Consider the following 14,067-nt stretch of genomic DNA (forward strand, 5'->3'; position numbering starts at 1 on the left):
GCAAGCGCTACGACTAGAATCGGTCCGGTGCCGACGATGCTGACCCTGGGTGTGCGGCCTCGCCGCGACCCGCGAGCGCTGTTCGAAGAACTTCTCTGGCCCACGGCACCCCAGTCCACCGACCATCCGATGATCGGGCCCGCCGTCACGCGGATGTCGCTCGACGTCGATCCGTCGACTCTCGATCTGGTCGGTGTCGAGCGGATGACCGTCGACGTTCCGGAGGACCTTCTGGCCGACGTCTTGGAGCTCCGACCGACGCCCGCCCTCACGGTGTTCTCGCCGCGAGCCGGTGTCGCCTCGATCACCGCCGCCGGTCACACGCCCGGGTTGGCCGCCGGCCCGATCGACCGCCACGCCGAGTTCCTGGCCGTGATCGCGCACCTCGACGGCGGTTTCGTCGCGAGATGCGCGACCGCCGACGAGGTGCTGTCGGTGATCTCGGGAACCGTCGCCGCGCTACGCGGTGACGACATCCCCACCGGACTGGCGAACCCGGACATCGACGTGCTCACGTCGCTGCACCCGGACGCCGCCGCCGCGACGCGCACCGTTCTGCTCGGAATCGAGACCGACCACGCCCTCGAGATCGCAACCGCTCTCGACGCTGTAATCGCCGGTGCGCGGGGGCGGAGCACGTAACCTTCGGGTGTGCGTATCGCCTACTTCGGACCGTCGGGAACCTTCACCGAGATGGCGTTGGCGAAGCTGGAAGAGGCCGACGCCTTCGGGGCCGCTGTCGAACGCGTCAGTGCGCAGAGTCCGCCGGCAACCCTCGAACTCGTGCGCGACGGCTCGGTCGACGGGGCGGTGGTCCCCATCGAGAGCTCGGTCGAGGGCTCCGTACATCCGACGCTCGACGCGTTGGTGACGGGCGACCGCCTGCAGATCATGGCGGAGACAGAGTTGGATGTGTCGTTCTCCATCCTCGGGCGGCCGGGGGTAACGCTGGCCGACGCCACCTCCGTTCGTGCGTATCCGGTTGCCGCGGCTCAGGTGCGGTTGTGGGTCGAGCAGAACATGCCGAACGCCGTCGTGGAATTCGCGTCGTCGAACGCGGGCGCCGCGGAGGACGTCGCGGCCGGGCTCGCCGACGCCGCGGTGTCCACGGGGTTGGCGGGGGAGCGTCTCGGATTGCAGTCGCTGGCCGAATCCGTGGCCGACGTTCCCGGCGCGCGGACGCGTTTCGTCTACGTCACGCGGCCCCAGACGCCGCCGAAGCGAACAGGTTCCGACCGAACCGCGATCGTGCTGAAGCCGGACAACGTGCCCGGCATCCTGCACACCGCGCTCGCCGAATTCGGAATGCGCGACATCGACCTCCGTTTCATCGAATCACGGCCCACGCGAACGTCTTTCGGTACCTACCGGTTCTACGTCGACTGCGTCGGGCACATCGACGACTCGGAAGTGGCGGCGGCACTGGTAGCCCTGCATCGCAAGATGCCGACCCGATTCCTGGGATCGTGGCCGTCGACGACGAGTGCGGGCAATGGCAGCGGTCCGCCGACCGACACGACGGGCGCCGCGTGGCTCGACGGCCTGCGCACAGGTCGGGACGTGGACAAGTGACGGGCAAACTCGTTCTGGTGCGTCACGGTCAAACCTTCTCGAATGTGGCGAAACGGCTCGACACACTGCCTCCGGGCGCCGCGTTGACGCCCGAAGGTCATGCGCAGGCCGCGGCGTTCGCCGGCACCGTCACCGGTCCCACGGCGGCGGTCGTCTCGTCGGTTGCATTGCGCGCCAAGGAGACTGCAGGGTATCTCGCAGAGTCTGCCGGGGTGGAGTTGCAGGTCCTCGAGGGGTTGCAGGAGACGTACGTCGGTGAGTTCGAGGACCGAACGGACGACGAGGCGCACGGGGCCTTCCAAGATGTGTATCGACGATGGCTCGACGGGGACGTCGACGCGCGACTGACCGGGGGCGAATCGGCCCGAGACGTGTTCGATCGCTACCTTCCGGTCCTCGACGGGCTGCGTGAGCGGACCGAGGCCGGCACCGTCTACGTGGTGAGCCACGGCGCGGCAATTCGCTTGGTGGCAGCGAAGATCGGAGCAGTGGGCGCCGACTTCGCAGCCGCCAACCACCTCGCCAACACCGAGACGGTGGAGCTCGTACCCACCGCCGACGGGTGGGACTGCGTTCGGTGGTCGACGTTCACGCCGCCGTTCGACCCCGTTCCGTCGGGGGCCGACGTCGACGACCCGATGGGCTGAGTTACGCCGCTCGGCGCCGTCGTTGTTGTCGGTGGTGGGTTTCGTGGGGTTGTCGGCGTGGGTCGTGGGTGGTGGGCGGGATGATTCTGGGGTGCCGGTCGTCGCCGAGGACGATGTCGTAGCCGTATTGGTGGACGTGTCGGTGGCATTCGCCGCAGAGCAGGGCAAGGTTGTCGAGGTCGGTGGTTCCGCCGTGCGCCCAGTGGGTCAGGTGGTGGACCTGGCACCACTGCGGTGGGCGCCCGCACATGATGCAGGAGCGGTCGCGGACGGTGACGGCGGTGCGTTGGTCGGCGGTGACGGTGCGCACGGTCCGGCCCATGGCGAGCGGTACGCCAGCGCCGTCGACGATGGTGGGGTTGAGCTGGGCGTCGCAGGCGACGAGAAGTGCGAGGGCGTGGGAGATCGGCCCGGACCAGGTGAGGTGAAAGGGCCAGTCGCCGGAAGTGCGGTCGCCGGGTGGGACAGGGTTGTCGGGTGGGGCAGGGCTGGCGGGTGGGGCAGCGGGTTTCGGTTCGGCGCTGCGTTGGGCGAGTGCGGTGAGGTCGAGGGTGCCGGCGAAGGTGGGGCGTCCGGTGCCGGCGAAGTTTCTGTGCAGCAGGACGGTGAGGGCGTCGGCGGTGCGTTGGGCCGCGGGCCGGGGGTCGCGCTGGCCGTCGGGTCCGGGGACGGGGGCGGAGTGCTCGTTGAGCGCGGCCCGCAGGTGGTGGGTGGTGAGGGTGTCGAAGTTGCCGTCGATGTGGTTGCGGCCGTTGGGGAGGGCGGTGATGGTGAGCCGGTTCAGTGCTGCGTTCTCGGACGGCGGGACCGGCGGGGGAGTGGGCTCGGATGTGGGGTTCGGTTCGGCAGGCGTGGGATTCGGCGCGACGTCTGTGTCGAAGGGTTGGAGCGACTCGTCGGTGAGGACGGACTCGGCGTCGGCTCGCGCTTGCTCGGCGCGGGCGTGAGCGTCGTGTGCGGCGGCGAGGGCGAGGGTGGTGGCTCGGCGGGTAATGGTGTGGGTGGTGCCGGTGCGGGCGACGTCGAGCAGGTCCGCGACGACCGCGGTCTGCCGATCGGTGGTCAGGTGATCGGCGGCGGTGACGGCGTCGAGTCCGTCGTGGATGGCGACGGTGTGGGCGTGGTGAATCTCGGCGTCGTACAGCGCTTGCTGCACGTCGGGGAAGGCGGTGAGCCAGTGGGCGTGTTCGAGTTGCCGGGCGGCGTGGCCGTCGGTGACGCGGGTGCCCCTTGCCCACCAGCGGGCGATGCTGGAGGCGCCGAGCTGGTGGGCCAGTCCGCGGCGGTCGATTTCGGCGAGGGCAGCGAGTGTGGATGCGGCGAGGGTGTTTTCGCGTTCGGCGAGCGCGACGGCGTCGGCGACCAGTTGCCGGTCGTCGATGTCGGTGAAGTCCCCCAGCTTCCTCATGCCCGGCACAGCTCGATCAACGTCTGAATCTCGGACCGAACACGAGTGTCGGTGCCCGGCGCCAACGCAGTCCACGCGGTGTCGTCCGACGCGTGGGACGTGGTGGCCAGTATCCGGCCGCGAGGAGTGTCGTACAAGGCGATGGGCGCACCGATCCGTTCCGGCACCACGCCGCGGTGACCGACCAGCACGATCTCGACATGACTGGTCAACGTGGACAACGCTTCTCCGAGAACGCTCGTGGTGCTGTCGTCGCATCCCATCGCGATCCACGTCGATGGTCGCGGTCGGTCGAGCGCCACCGCCATGGTCTCGCGCGGCGCGGATACACCCGTAAAACGAAGCGGGGCAGCCGGGTTGACCACTGCGCTGCCGTCGTACGTACGGAGGTGATACCCCGTCGGAGTGCGGTCGGCGACAACCTGTCCGTGTGCACCGGCCGACAGGCATCGACGATCCACGACCGGCACCCTCTGCGAACGGGTGACGGTACGTATCTCGAGATCCCACGTCGACCGGGACAGCGTTCGAAAGGACTGTGCAACAGACGGATCGACAAAGCCTGTGTCGCCCACGACCCCGCGGGTGCGCAGCTCCGGCAGAGCCAGTTCGAATAACGCGCGACGCTCGTCGTCGTGACAGTACTGCGGTCGCCAGTCCAAGACGCCGGGCAGCTCGTCGATGCCGAGGCTGTCCATGACGTAGGCCATCTCGTGGTCGTCGAGGTGCACGTCGATCGGTGCGTCCACGGTGATCAGTCCGTCCTTCACTGCCATCTCACACGTCCGGATCGGAACCGATGACCGGCGGGATCACGGCGACACCGTCGGAATCGTGACTGACGCGGTCGGCGAACCGGGTTTGGATCTCGTGGTCGTCGTCTGACCGCACGCTGGACGCGGGCAGCGCTGCGCCGCCGACCCTTCCGTGCCCCGCGCTGTCGGGCGCTCCGATCACGCCGCCGAAAGCTGAACCGCGGCTGTCGGATTGGAGCGCCGGACCGGTAGCGAACGAACCGGGTGTCCGCTCGACGCCGTATCCGCCGGCGATCTCCGTGCCACCACCGAACCCTGCGACAGCCGTGCTCGCCGCCCGAGACCCTGCGTACGCGAAGCCGGACGTACTGCTCGACCCCGCCGCGGCCGACATCGCGGACGACCCGACCCCGCTGACTGCCGACGCGACACTGTTCGCGGCACTACTGCCGACGCTCGCCGCCTGCGACGCCGCGGTCTGCATCGCGGCCGGGTTCTGCGTGCTGGACATTGCCGTAGCGATGGTCGACTGCGCCGGCGAGGTCCGTGCGGACTCGGGGCGGGTGTCGACGTCGTGCTCGCTGTCGCTGTAGCGTGCGGTGGCCCCGACTCCCGTGCCCGTACCGGCGCCGACGGACAGCGTGATCTGCGGGGGCGGCTGGACGGCGCGCCGCACCGCCAGGGTGCTGGTGGCAGCTTCGTAGCCCTCCATCACCAGCGCGGCGCGGATGTCGAGTGCCTTGTCGGCCGCTTCCGCCGCCTGGGCGGACCCGTTCAGGGCACCTCCGGATCCGTACGCCGACGCCTTGGTCGCCTTCACCGCGGCGATCTCCGGCAGGCTGGGCATCACCAACGCTGCGGTGGTGTACGCGGCGGCCTGGGCACTCGCCTTCGCCGCGGACTCGGCCGCCAGCTCGGCGGTGGAATGCGTCCAGGCGAGGAACGCACTCAGGCGGGACTGCGCGGCGGACGCGGTGGCGCCCTCCCACGAGGGAACCAGCTCGGCCATCACCCTCGACACGGTGGCGGCCGCGTCGGTGTACGACGCGGCGACGTTCGTCCACGCCGTGGAGGCGGCGGACAGGGGGACCGGCCCGGCCCCGGCGATCAGCGTCGTCGAATTGCCCGTCGCGGTGCGCGGAAGCCAGACGACGCCGGTCACTCCGAGTGTCACTGCGGGCCCCCGGTGGCGAGTGCCTGCCCGAACACACGGTCACCGTCGGCGTAGCCCTCGGCCTGGGCTCGGAGCGTGGCGGCAGCGTCGTGTAATTCGGCGATCGAGGCGAGGGCGGCGGGAACGAACTCGTCGGCCAGCGCACCGAAGTACCCGGCGGCCAGCAGGGACACTTCCTCGGAGCCGGACGGAGGTGGGCGCAGCGCCACCGTGTTGACGGTCAGGCTGGCTTCGAGGCGCGCGGCCACGGCGTCCAGCTCGGCTGCGGCGGCGTGAAGGGCCTCGGGTTGGACAAGGATGTGACCGGACATGAACGAACCCCGTTTCGTCTCTCACCCACTTGGACGCGCGCGAGTTCGAGACGGTTCCGCCTATCCGAAACCGAGCTGGTGCAGCCTCTCGTCGTCGATCCCGAAGTGGTGACCGATCTCGTGGGCCACCGTGATCGCGATCTCGCGCTTGGCGTCCTCGAGGTCGTCGCTCATGTCGAGGATGGGGAGTCGGTAGATGGCGATGACGTCGGGAAGGTGACCGCTGTACTCGTACCGATCGGTCAGCGCGACGCCCTCGTACAACCCCAGGAGGTCTTCGGTCGGGTGCTGGTCCTGGACCAGGATCACGACGTTGTCCATGTAGCGGGCGAGTTCGTGGGGCAGCGTGTCGAGGGCGTCGCCGACGGCGTTCTCGAAATCCGCCTCGGTCATCTCGACCGCCATCTCAGTTCCCGTTCTGGAACGGTGCGGCCCCGGGCAACGGGGTGGGGAGGCGTCGACCGTCGGCGATGGGCGGCGGAGCGACGGGAGCGGCGCCGTCGATGGTGATGTCGCCCTTGGCGGATCCGACGATGGTCGAGAACCCGCCGGACTGCAGTTCCTTGCCGATCGAGCAGCTCACCCGCCGGCTGTTGGCGAACCAGCTCGACGCGTCCACGTTGTCCCAGAACAGAGTCAACGTCTTGTTGCGGAGCGCCTCCGGGTCACCGAGGTAGTCGTTCGCGGCCGTGGTGCACGTCTGCTCCAGGTAGTTGTCCTGGTCTTCGACGGACGGCAACCCGTTCGGGAACTGAGGCGTCAGGTCGACCACCGACACCACCTCGAACGCGTGCGGCTGTGAGCAGTCGACCGGGTCGGTGGGCACTCCGGCGGCGATTCCGACGCACGTTCCCGCGTCCCAGACCGTCGACTGGTCCTGGTCCGCCACTCCGCCGACCATGGTCTGCAGTGCGCTGGTGGCGCCGCTCTGCTGAATTCCGCAGCGAATGCTGCGCTCGCCGTCGGCCCATCCGGCCTGGCTGGGATACATCAACCCGACGCTGTACTTTCCCGTCGGATCGAAGCGGCCACCCATGTATTCGACGACGGCCGAGACGCAGTGTTCGTCGCGCAGGGACGCGAAGCGAGCTCCGTCGGGATACGGCGCGGTGGGCCCGAACTCGGCCCCGGGGAAGACCGAGAGATCGACGTTGGACGCCACCTCGAACCGATGCGGCTGGGCGCAGGCGACGGTCGTGAGGTCCTGACGGTCGGTGTTGGGGTCGTCCGTCGGCGTCCACTGCAGGCATTGGCCGGGTTCCGCGGATCCGAACGAGCTGTCCTTGGCGGCGACCGCCGCGGGCCCCGCCTCCGTCGCCAACGACGTTCCCTGTCCGAATCCACCCGAGACGACGAGTGTCACCACTGCGGCGACGATGGCTCCGACAGCGAACAGCGCCAGCACCAGGCGGGCTGTGCCGGCTGAGGTGGCGGGCAGGCCGGAGGCCGGTCGTTTCAGGCCGGGCAGTCTGGAGGCCGGGCGTCCTTTGGTCGGCGGCGGAGGGTTGGTGGACATCACCACCATCATGCCTGCCGGTACCGTGTGCCGGTATGACCGGTCACGACGAGGACAGCGACGACGTGGTCGACCTCGCGACACGTGTTTTCGCGATGGCCCGGTCCGGCGACTCCACCACGCTCGCGTCCTACGTCGACGCCGGCGTTCCGGTGAACATGGCGAACCAATCGGGCGACACGCTGGTCATGCTCGCCGCGTACCACGGCCATGCGGAGACGGTCACCGCCCTGGTCCAGCGCGGCGCCGACGTCGACCTGGCGAACGACAAGGGTCAGACCCCACTCGCCGGAGCGGTGTTCAAGGGCGAGGACGACGTCGTGCATGTCTTGGTGGAAGCGGGGGCGGACGCCACCGTCGGGAGTCCGACGGCCGTCGACGCTGCCCGTATGTTCGGCCGCGAGGATTACCTGGCTTTGTTGACTCGTTAGGCTCGTCGCCGTGATCGACCTCAAATTCGTACGCGAGAACCCCGAAGCAGTCCGCGAGTCGCAGCGCACGCGCGGGGAGGACCCCTCCCTCGTCGACGCGTTGCTCGACGCCGACGCCGCTCGCCGTGCGGCAGTTCTGGCGGCGGACAATCTCCGCGCCGAACAGAAGGCTCTCGGCAAGAAGGTCGGCAAAGCGACTCCCGAGGAACGGCCCGCTCTGTTGGAGGGCGCGTCGGCACTCGCCGCGAAGGTCAAGGAAGCCGAGGCCGCGCAGAGCGCCGGCGACGCAGCGCTCGACGCCGCGCATCGTGCGATCTCGAACATCGTGCAGGACGGAGCCCCGGCGGGCGGCGAGCAGGACTTCGTGACGCTCGAGACGGTCGGTGAGCCGCCGGCGATCGAGAATCCGAAGGATCACCTCGAGCTCGGCGAGGCTCTCGGGATCATCGACATGGAGCGCGGCGCCAAGGTGTCCGGCGCGCGCTTCTACTTCCTGACCGGCTATGGCGCGTTGCTTCAGCTCGGGCTGCTGCAGATGGCGGCGCAGAAGGCCGTGAAGAACGGCTTCACCATGGTGATCCCGCCCGTGCTGGTGCGGCCGGAGATCATGGCCGGCACCGGCTTCCTCGGGGCGCACTCGGCCGAGATCTACCACCTCGACGAAGACGATCTGTACCTCGTCGGAACGTCGGAAGTGCCTCTGGCGGGCTACCATTCGGGCGAAATACTCGAACTGAACGACGGTCCGAAGCGGTACGCCGGATGGTCGTCGTGCTTCCGGCGCGAGGCCGGCAGCTACGGCAAGGACACCCGCGGCATCATCCGCGTGCATCAGTTCGACAAGGTCGAGATGTTCGTCTACTGCCGTCCCGAGGACGCCGATGCCGAGCATCAGCGTCTGCTGGGGTGGGAGAAGGAGATGCTCGCCGCCATCGAGGTGCCGTACCGCGTCATCGACACCGCCGGTGGTGATCTCGGCTCGTCTGCCGCTCGCAAATTCGACTGCGAGGCATGGCTTCCCACGCAGAACACCTACCGCGAGCTGACCTCGACGTCCAATTGCACGACGTTCCAGGCGCGGCGGTTGTCGGTTCGGTATCGCGACGACACCGGAAAGCCGCAGACCGCAGCAACATTGAACGGGACGCTAGCCACGACGCGCTGGATCTCGGCCATTCTCGAGAACCACCAGCAGCCCGACGGCAGCGTTCGCATTCCGGAAGCGTTGCAGCCGTTCGTCGGGACCGATGTCCTGCGCCCGACGAGGTAGCACGGGGAACAGTGCTCAGAGTCGGGTAGTGCACTACCCGTGCTCGGACCCGTAGCGAAATTCACACTCGTAGTCGTCACCGCCCGGTGGCGCCCGACGAGTAGGAGTTTCGATGACCACCTCACCGACAGACCAACTGGCCGAACTCGATTCGATCCCCGACGACATCCGGGAGCTCCTGTCCGTGATTCCCGGGCAGGAGCAGTCCCGAGCGTCGCTGATTCGAACCGATGCGTTCGAGACGAGCATCGACGGCTTCTGCCCGCCGTGGGCTCGGCACCGATCACCCTCCGCGGCCGACACGGTCGAGGTAGAGGGCCGGACGTACTACGAGCCTCTCGTGCACGAGGAGCCGAACCCGCTGATCTACCCGATGTGCACTGTCGGCTACGTCCGAAACAGCAACGGCAAGAGCGGATCCGGCGTGCTCGTCGGCCCGAACCTGCTGCTCACCGCCGGGCACGTCGCGCCCTGGGGAGCCGGGTCCTGGTTCATGGAGTTCACTCCGGCATACCGCACCGGATCGGCGCCGTTCGGTAGCTCCTACGTGCAGACGTTCCACGGCTACAGCCCGCAGGACGTCCCCAACGGACACGACTACGTCATCTGCAAGCTGTACCAGCCGCTCGGCCGCGCGTTGGGGTGGATGGGAGCCAAGTCGTTCCGCACCGAGGACGAGCTGTACGCGCGGCGCTACGTCTCGTCCGGCTACCCGGGCACGTACGGGGGACGCCCCGCCGTCGAGCTCGACATGGGCATCCGCGACATCGACGACGACAACCCCGGCCGCGAACTGGAATTCGCCACCCGCCCCGACCTGGGCCCCGGCTGGTCCGGCGGGCCGCTGTGGCTTCCGAACGAAGGTCCGTCCGTGGTCGCGGTCTGCAGCGGCCAAGAGAAGGACGGGCTCGACCCGACCCGTGTGGTCTTCGCGGGCGGCAGCCCGATGGTCGACCTCATCAAGTACGGCTACACCACCTGGCCCGCGTGACCGGCCTCGACCGGTCGACACCACGAACGACAAGGAACACGATCATGATGGATACCGAAACAACCACTCCTGCAGCCGAACCCACCGGCCGGCAGATCGTCACCTTCACCGACGACAGCACGTCCGAGGAACGCGCCGCGGCTCTGCGGCGCATCTCCGGAGTGTCGACCGTCGCGTCGTCCAGCGCACTGGACCTGGAGTCGCTCGGCGGTTCGCAACCGCCCCCCGCCGACGCCGTCGTCTTCGAGCAGCTCGGCATCGCGGTTGCGGCCGTCTCCGCGTCGGGGGCCGAAGCGCTGGACGTCGACGGCGATTCGGTGATCGTCGCCGTCGAGCCGGAGCACGTCGTCCGTGCTCTCGAGGTGCCGGCCACCGTCGGCACCGTCACCACGTCCGCCGCCGCAGCAGACACCCACCTGTCGGACACCAACCGCATCACGTGGGGTCTGCAGGCCACCCGCGCCGCCTCGTCGAGCTACGACGGTCGCGGCGTCAAGGTGGCGATCCTCGACACCGGATTCGACCTGACGCACCCGGACTTCGCGGGTCGGCCCATCGTGTCGCAATCGTTCGTGCCCGGCGAGGCCGTCCAGGACGGGCACGGCCACGGAACCCATTGCGTCGGAACCTCCTGCGGGCCCGAGGTTCCCGGCACCGGGCGGCGCTACGGCGTCGCGACCGGCGCGTCCATCCACGTCGGCAAAGTTCTGAGCAACGCCGGATCCGGAACCGACACCGGCATCATCGCCGGGATCGAGTGGGCGATGTCGCAAGGATGCGCGGTGATCTCGATGTCGTTGGGCGCGGACGTGCGCGAGCAGGTGCAGGCGTACGAGACGATCGGACGCCGGGCGCTCGCCGCGGGCGTGCTCATCATCGCGGCGGCAGGCAACAACGCACACCGGCCGGGCGACCCCGGGTTCGTGGGTAGCCCCGCGAACTCCACCACCATCATGGCCGTCGCGGCACTCGCGTCGGACATGCGGATCGCCTACTTCTCGGCGCGCACCAATCCGATCGGCGGTGGTGAGATCGACATCGCCGGCCCCGGCCTGGACGTCTACTCGTCGTGGCCCATGCCGGACCGCTACCGATCGATCAGTGGGACGTCGATGGCGACGCCGCATGTGGCGGGCATCGCTGCGATGTACGCGCAGGCCACCGGCAAGCGTGGACGCGAGCTCTGGGAGGTGCTGACGTCTTCTGCCGAGCGGTTGGCGCTCCCGGCCTTGGACGTCGGCGCGGGACTGGCCAGTGCGCCTCGGTGAGTGACGGGACTGACGGTGGGCTGCTCGGTGAGCGGCTCACCGTCGCCGGGTCAGGTGGTTGCCACGACGCGCGAGAAGTGTTCCGCCAGAATGTCTCCGACGCGCGAATGCTGCTCGAGCGACACGGAGTGCCCTGCTTTGTCGACAGTGACGTGACGACCGCCTGATGCATCGGCGATGTTCGTCGACGAAATCGGTGGCGGGTAAGCGTGATCCTCCGCGCCGGCGATCGCAAGAATCGGAACCGACGTGCCCTGCAACTCGGACACGATGCTCGTGCGGTGAATCACTCCGTGGGCGGCGTCGGCGATGCGAGGTTCGAGTTCGGACATGCAGCCGCGCCATTCGAGCAGCGCAGGACCACCCTCACTGATGCTGGTGTCGCCGAACATGATGTACACGAGGGTGTCCAGCACGTCGGCCACACCGTTCGCCGCCACGTGGTCGACGAGCGGCGCGAACTCGTCGAGTTTGTGCTCTTCCTCCGCGGACGACCCGACTGCGACCGCCGACAGGACCAACTCCGGGTGACGAGCGGCCAGCCGTAAGGCGACGAATCCTCCGAGCGAGTTACCGACGACATGACACCGGCTCAGCTCGAGGTGTTCGATCAGCGCTGCCGCGTCGAGAGTCAGGTTGTCGACCGATAGTTCCTCGCGGGTTCCGGGGGCGCTGGAGCCCTGGCCGCGGTGGTCGTAGGCGACCACTCGGTAGTCGTCGGAGAAACGGTCGATCAATGCCGCGAACATCGTGTGGTCGAAGAACAACGAGTGGCTGAAGACGATCGGTGTAGCCTCCCGAGGCCCCACGTCGATGTAGGACAGTTGCGTTCCGTTGACGTCGGCGATGGCCATGTTCTTCTCCTCGAGCAGCTGATGTGATGCCAGTCACATCAGCATAGGTACCGAGTCAGATCGTCTTGATCAACCGCGCCGGATTACCGACCGCAACGCAGTTGGCCGGGATGTCTCGGGTGACCACGGATCCGGCGCCGATCACGCTGTTCGCACCGATGGTGACTCCGGGACACACGATCACACCGCCGCCGAGCCAGACGTTGTCCTCGATGGTGATCGGGGCGCCGGCCTCCCAGCCGTCGCGCCGCTCGATGGGGTCGAGGGGATGCGTCGGCGTCAGGAGTTGGACGTTCGGGCCGATCTGCACGTCGTCGCCGATCGTGATGGGTGTGACGTCGAGTGCGACGAGGCCGAAGTTCACGAACGTTCTCGACCCGATTCGGATGTTGTAGCCGTAGTCGACCCGCAGCGGCGGGCGGATGGACACGTCGTCTCCGACCTCGGCCAACAGTCGGCCGAGAATGTCCCGCCGCTCGGCCCGTTGCCGAGCCGACGTCGCGTTGTACTCGGCTGTGAGTTCGTCTGCAGCGCAGTGGTCTTCGATCAGTTCTGTTCCCGCGGTGCGGTAACTCTCGCCGGCAGCCATGCGCTCACGAGCGGTGCGGGGATCGGTAGCCATGAACACCACGCTACAAACCCCTCGCCGGGCGGACCCGAAAGTCCTATTATCTGTACATGCTTTGACGCCGCCGACCCGATGTCTTCGATGTGCGCACGGTCGCCTACTCGGCCGTGGGCGAAATCGTGCCGCTGTATGCGGTGTACGCCATCGTCTTTCGTGAGAACGGACTCGGCGTCGCGCAGATCTCGACGCTGTTCGTAATCTGGTCGGTGACCGCATTCGCTCTCGAAATCCCCTCCGGTGCATGGGCCGACAGTTGTTCTCGCCGTGCCCTGTTGGTCCTGGCGTCGTTCCTCGTGGCGGGAGCCTTCGTCCTCTTCACGATCGGTACGTCGTACTGGTGGTTCGCCGCCGGGTTCGTGATGTGGGGCGCGAGTACCGCCGTCGTGTCCGGCACCTACCAGGCTCTGGTGTACGACGAATTGACCCGGCAAGGGCGATCCGACGCCTACGCGGGGCTGATGGGCATCGCGGAAGCGGCGTCGATGGTGACGACGGTGCTCGCCTACCTCGTCGCGGCTCCTCTTCTGACGTTGGAACACGGCGTGCAGATCGTCGGATGGATCAGCGTCGCGGTCGTGCTGGTTCAGGCTGCGATCGCGGCCGGCTTCCCCGACCCCGTTGCCGACGAGACAGACGCGACCGGTTCGTACGTCGACATGCTCCGGGAGGGGGTGTCGGAGGCGGCGCGAAGCACGGCCGTGCGACGCGCCGTGCTGTTCGTCGCGATGCTGACCGGCCTGCTCGCCTTCGACGAGTACTTCCCGCTGGCGGCGGACGACGACGGCGCATCGCACACCGGCGTCGCGCTTCTCGTCGCGCTGCCCGCTGCAGCCCAGGCGCTCGGCACCGCGCTCGCCGGGCGAACGTCGCGCGTGTCCGGTCGCACGATCGCGGTGATGCTGGGCGTCGCAGCCGCGGCGCTCGCGGTGGTGCCCGTCGGCGGCACACTCGGCAGCTTCGTCGCTCTCGCACTCGCGTACGGGCTGATGTACAACGTGGTGATCGTCGCCGAGGCGCGTCTGCAAGATTCGATCGAGGGCGACGCGCGTGCGACGGTCACCTCCGTGTCCGGCTTCCTGTCCGAAGCGGTCGCGGTCGCCGTGTTCGCCTACGTGGCGACGGGGTCGACGGTCACCTCGTTGATCCCTGTCGTCGGTGCGCTCGCGGTGCCCACCCTTGCCCTGTGTTTCGTCGCACCGAGGTGGGTGCCACGCGGCGTCGACGGGTAGATGCGTCGAAGGG

16 protein-coding genes are annotated in these 14,067 nt (G+C 68.3%); 8 read left to right on the forward strand and 8 right to left on the reverse strand.

The genetic code is table 11. The features are described from left to right. Nucleotides 1-27: 27 nt before the first annotated feature. The 3 genes from AC59JP_RS11425 to AC59JP_RS11435 are packed head-to-tail and all read left to right on the forward strand — an operon-like array spanning nucleotide 28 to nucleotide 2,219. Nucleotides 28-642 (forward strand): hypothetical protein, encoded by a 615-nt coding sequence (locus tag AC59JP_RS11425; protein ID WP_497325899.1) that lies wholly within the window; start codon nucleotides 28-30, stop codon nucleotides 640-642. 9 nt (nucleotides 643-651) lie between these two features. After that, nucleotides 652-1,572, forward strand: a complete 921-nt coding sequence (pheA, locus tag AC59JP_RS11430) for a prephenate dehydratase (protein ID WP_497325900.1) — start codon at nucleotides 652-654, stop codon at nucleotides 1,570-1,572. Then, the gene (locus AC59JP_RS11435; RefSeq protein ID WP_497325901.1) at nucleotides 1,569-2,219 is read left to right on the forward strand and encodes a histidine phosphatase family protein; all 651 of its coding nucleotides are present in this window, start codon (nucleotides 1,569-1,571) and stop codon (nucleotides 2,217-2,219) included. The genes pheA and AC59JP_RS11435 overlap by 4 nt, the downstream gene beginning before the upstream one ends. 1 nt (nucleotide 2,220) lies before the next feature. Here AC59JP_RS11435 and AC59JP_RS11440 read toward each other — a convergent pair whose 3' ends face one another. The 6 genes from AC59JP_RS11440 to AC59JP_RS11465 are packed head-to-tail and all read right to left on the reverse strand — an operon-like array spanning nucleotide 2,221 to nucleotide 7,383. Continuing rightward, the gene (locus tag AC59JP_RS11440; protein ID WP_497325902.1) at nucleotides 2,221-3,627 is read right to left on the reverse strand and encodes an HNH endonuclease signature motif containing protein; all 1,407 of its coding nucleotides are present in this window, start codon (nucleotides 3,625-3,627) and stop codon (nucleotides 2,221-2,223) included. Then, entirely contained in the window at nucleotides 3,624-4,403 is a 780-nt protein-coding gene (locus AC59JP_RS11445) for an ESX secretion-associated protein EspG (RefSeq protein ID WP_497325903.1), read from the reverse strand. Before AC59JP_RS11445 ends, AC59JP_RS11440 begins: the two co-directional genes overlap by 4 nt. Nucleotide 4,404: 1 nt before the next feature. Next, complete coding sequence (locus AC59JP_RS11450; protein ID WP_497325904.1) at nucleotides 4,405-5,556, reverse strand: PPE domain-containing protein; 1,152 nt, start codon at nucleotides 5,554-5,556, stop codon at nucleotides 4,405-4,407. Further along, nucleotides 5,553-5,867 carry a PE domain-containing protein gene (locus AC59JP_RS11455; RefSeq protein ID WP_497325905.1) on the reverse strand — a complete coding sequence of 105 codons (315 nt, stop codon included), beginning with the start codon at nucleotides 5,865-5,867 and terminating at the stop codon, nucleotides 5,553-5,555. The genes AC59JP_RS11450 and AC59JP_RS11455 overlap by 4 nt, the downstream gene beginning before the upstream one ends. Nucleotides 5,868-5,927: 60 nt before the next feature. Beyond that, nucleotides 5,928-6,272, reverse strand: coding sequence for a metallopeptidase family protein (locus AC59JP_RS11460; protein WP_497325906.1), 345 nt, complete (start codon nucleotides 6,270-6,272; stop codon nucleotides 5,928-5,930). Nucleotide 6,273: 1 nt separating this feature from the next. Beyond that, on the reverse strand, nucleotides 6,274-7,383 hold the full coding sequence (locus tag AC59JP_RS11465; protein WP_497325907.1) for a septum formation family protein: 1,110 nt from the start codon (nucleotides 7,381-7,383) through the stop codon (nucleotides 6,274-6,276). A gap of 35 nt (nucleotides 7,384-7,418) precedes the next feature. Here AC59JP_RS11465 and AC59JP_RS11470 point away from each other — a divergent pair, with 35 nt between their 5' ends. From AC59JP_RS11470 to AC59JP_RS11485, 4 genes are all read left to right on the forward strand, one after another. Next, the gene (locus tag AC59JP_RS11470; protein ID WP_497325908.1) at nucleotides 7,419-7,814 is read left to right on the forward strand and encodes an ankyrin repeat domain-containing protein; all 396 of its coding nucleotides are present in this window, start codon (nucleotides 7,419-7,421) and stop codon (nucleotides 7,812-7,814) included. Between the two features lie 10 nt (nucleotides 7,815-7,824). Next, nucleotides 7,825-9,084, forward strand: coding sequence for a serine--tRNA ligase (gene serS, locus AC59JP_RS11475; RefSeq protein ID WP_497325909.1), 1,260 nt, complete (start codon nucleotides 7,825-7,827; stop codon nucleotides 9,082-9,084). A gap of 112 nt (nucleotides 9,085-9,196) precedes the next feature. Then, the gene (locus tag AC59JP_RS11480; RefSeq protein WP_497325910.1) at nucleotides 9,197-10,075 is read left to right on the forward strand and encodes a trypsin-like serine peptidase; all 879 of its coding nucleotides are present in this window, start codon (nucleotides 9,197-9,199) and stop codon (nucleotides 10,073-10,075) included. 44 nt (nucleotides 10,076-10,119) lie between these two features. Beyond that, nucleotides 10,120-11,343, forward strand: coding sequence for a S8 family peptidase (locus AC59JP_RS11485; protein ID WP_497325911.1), 1,224 nt, complete (start codon nucleotides 10,120-10,122; stop codon nucleotides 11,341-11,343). A 50-nt stretch (nucleotides 11,344-11,393) separates the two neighbouring features. On the opposite strand, the gene AC59JP_RS11490 is transcribed toward AC59JP_RS11485, so the two are convergent. Both AC59JP_RS11490 and AC59JP_RS11495 read right to left on the reverse strand, forming a co-directional pair. Further along, entirely contained in the window at nucleotides 11,394-12,197 is an 804-nt protein-coding gene (locus tag AC59JP_RS11490; protein WP_497325912.1) for an alpha/beta fold hydrolase, read from the reverse strand. A 55-nt stretch (nucleotides 12,198-12,252) separates the two neighbouring features. Then, nucleotides 12,253-12,819, reverse strand: coding sequence for a sugar O-acetyltransferase (locus AC59JP_RS11495; protein WP_497325914.1), 567 nt, complete (start codon nucleotides 12,817-12,819; stop codon nucleotides 12,253-12,255). Nucleotides 12,820-12,908: 89 nt separating this feature from the next. On the opposite strand from AC59JP_RS11495, the gene AC59JP_RS11500 reads away from it, so the two are divergent. After that, nucleotides 12,909-14,054 (forward strand): MFS transporter, encoded by a 1,146-nt coding sequence (locus AC59JP_RS11500; protein WP_497325915.1) that lies wholly within the window; start codon nucleotides 12,909-12,911, stop codon nucleotides 14,052-14,054. Nucleotides 14,055-14,067 lie beyond the last annotated feature (13 nt).

It is taken from the genome of Rhodococcus sp. 320_ES (assembly GCF_059691855.1).

What these genes read in the sequence shown, in the direction of transcription:
- AC59JP_RS11480 (WP_497325910.1), top strand. Translation starts at nt 9,197, where the DNA reads ATGACCACCTCACCGACAGACCAACTGGCCGAACTCGATTCGATCCCC.
- AC59JP_RS11440 (WP_497325902.1), bottom strand. Translation starts at nt 3,627, where the DNA reads ATGAGGAAGCTGGGGGACTTCACCGACATCGACGACCGGCAACTGGTC.
- AC59JP_RS11460 (WP_497325906.1), bottom strand. Translation starts at nt 6,272, where the DNA reads ATGGCGGTCGAGATGACCGAGGCGGATTTCGAGAACGCCGTCGGCGAC.
- AC59JP_RS11465 (WP_497325907.1), bottom strand. Translation starts at nt 7,383, where the DNA reads ATGTCCACCAACCCTCCGCCGCCGACCAAAGGACGCCCGGCCTCCAGA.
- AC59JP_RS11485 (WP_497325911.1), top strand. Translation starts at nt 10,120, where the DNA reads ATGATGGATACCGAAACAACCACTCCTGCAGCCGAACCCACCGGCCGG.
- AC59JP_RS11495 (WP_497325914.1), bottom strand. Translation starts at nt 12,819, where the DNA reads ATGGCTACCGATCCCCGCACCGCTCGTGAGCGCATGGCTGCCGGCGAG.
- AC59JP_RS11455 (WP_497325905.1), bottom strand. Translation starts at nt 5,867, where the DNA reads ATGTCCGGTCACATCCTTGTCCAACCCGAGGCCCTTCACGCCGCCGCA.
- AC59JP_RS11490 (WP_497325912.1), bottom strand. Translation starts at nt 12,197, where the DNA reads ATGGCCATCGCCGACGTCAACGGAACGCAACTGTCCTACATCGACGTG.
- AC59JP_RS11470 (WP_497325908.1), top strand. Translation starts at nt 7,419, where the DNA reads ATGACCGGTCACGACGAGGACAGCGACGACGTGGTCGACCTCGCGACA.
- AC59JP_RS11445 (WP_497325903.1), bottom strand. Translation starts at nt 4,403, where the DNA reads ATGGCAGTGAAGGACGGACTGATCACCGTGGACGCACCGATCGACGTG.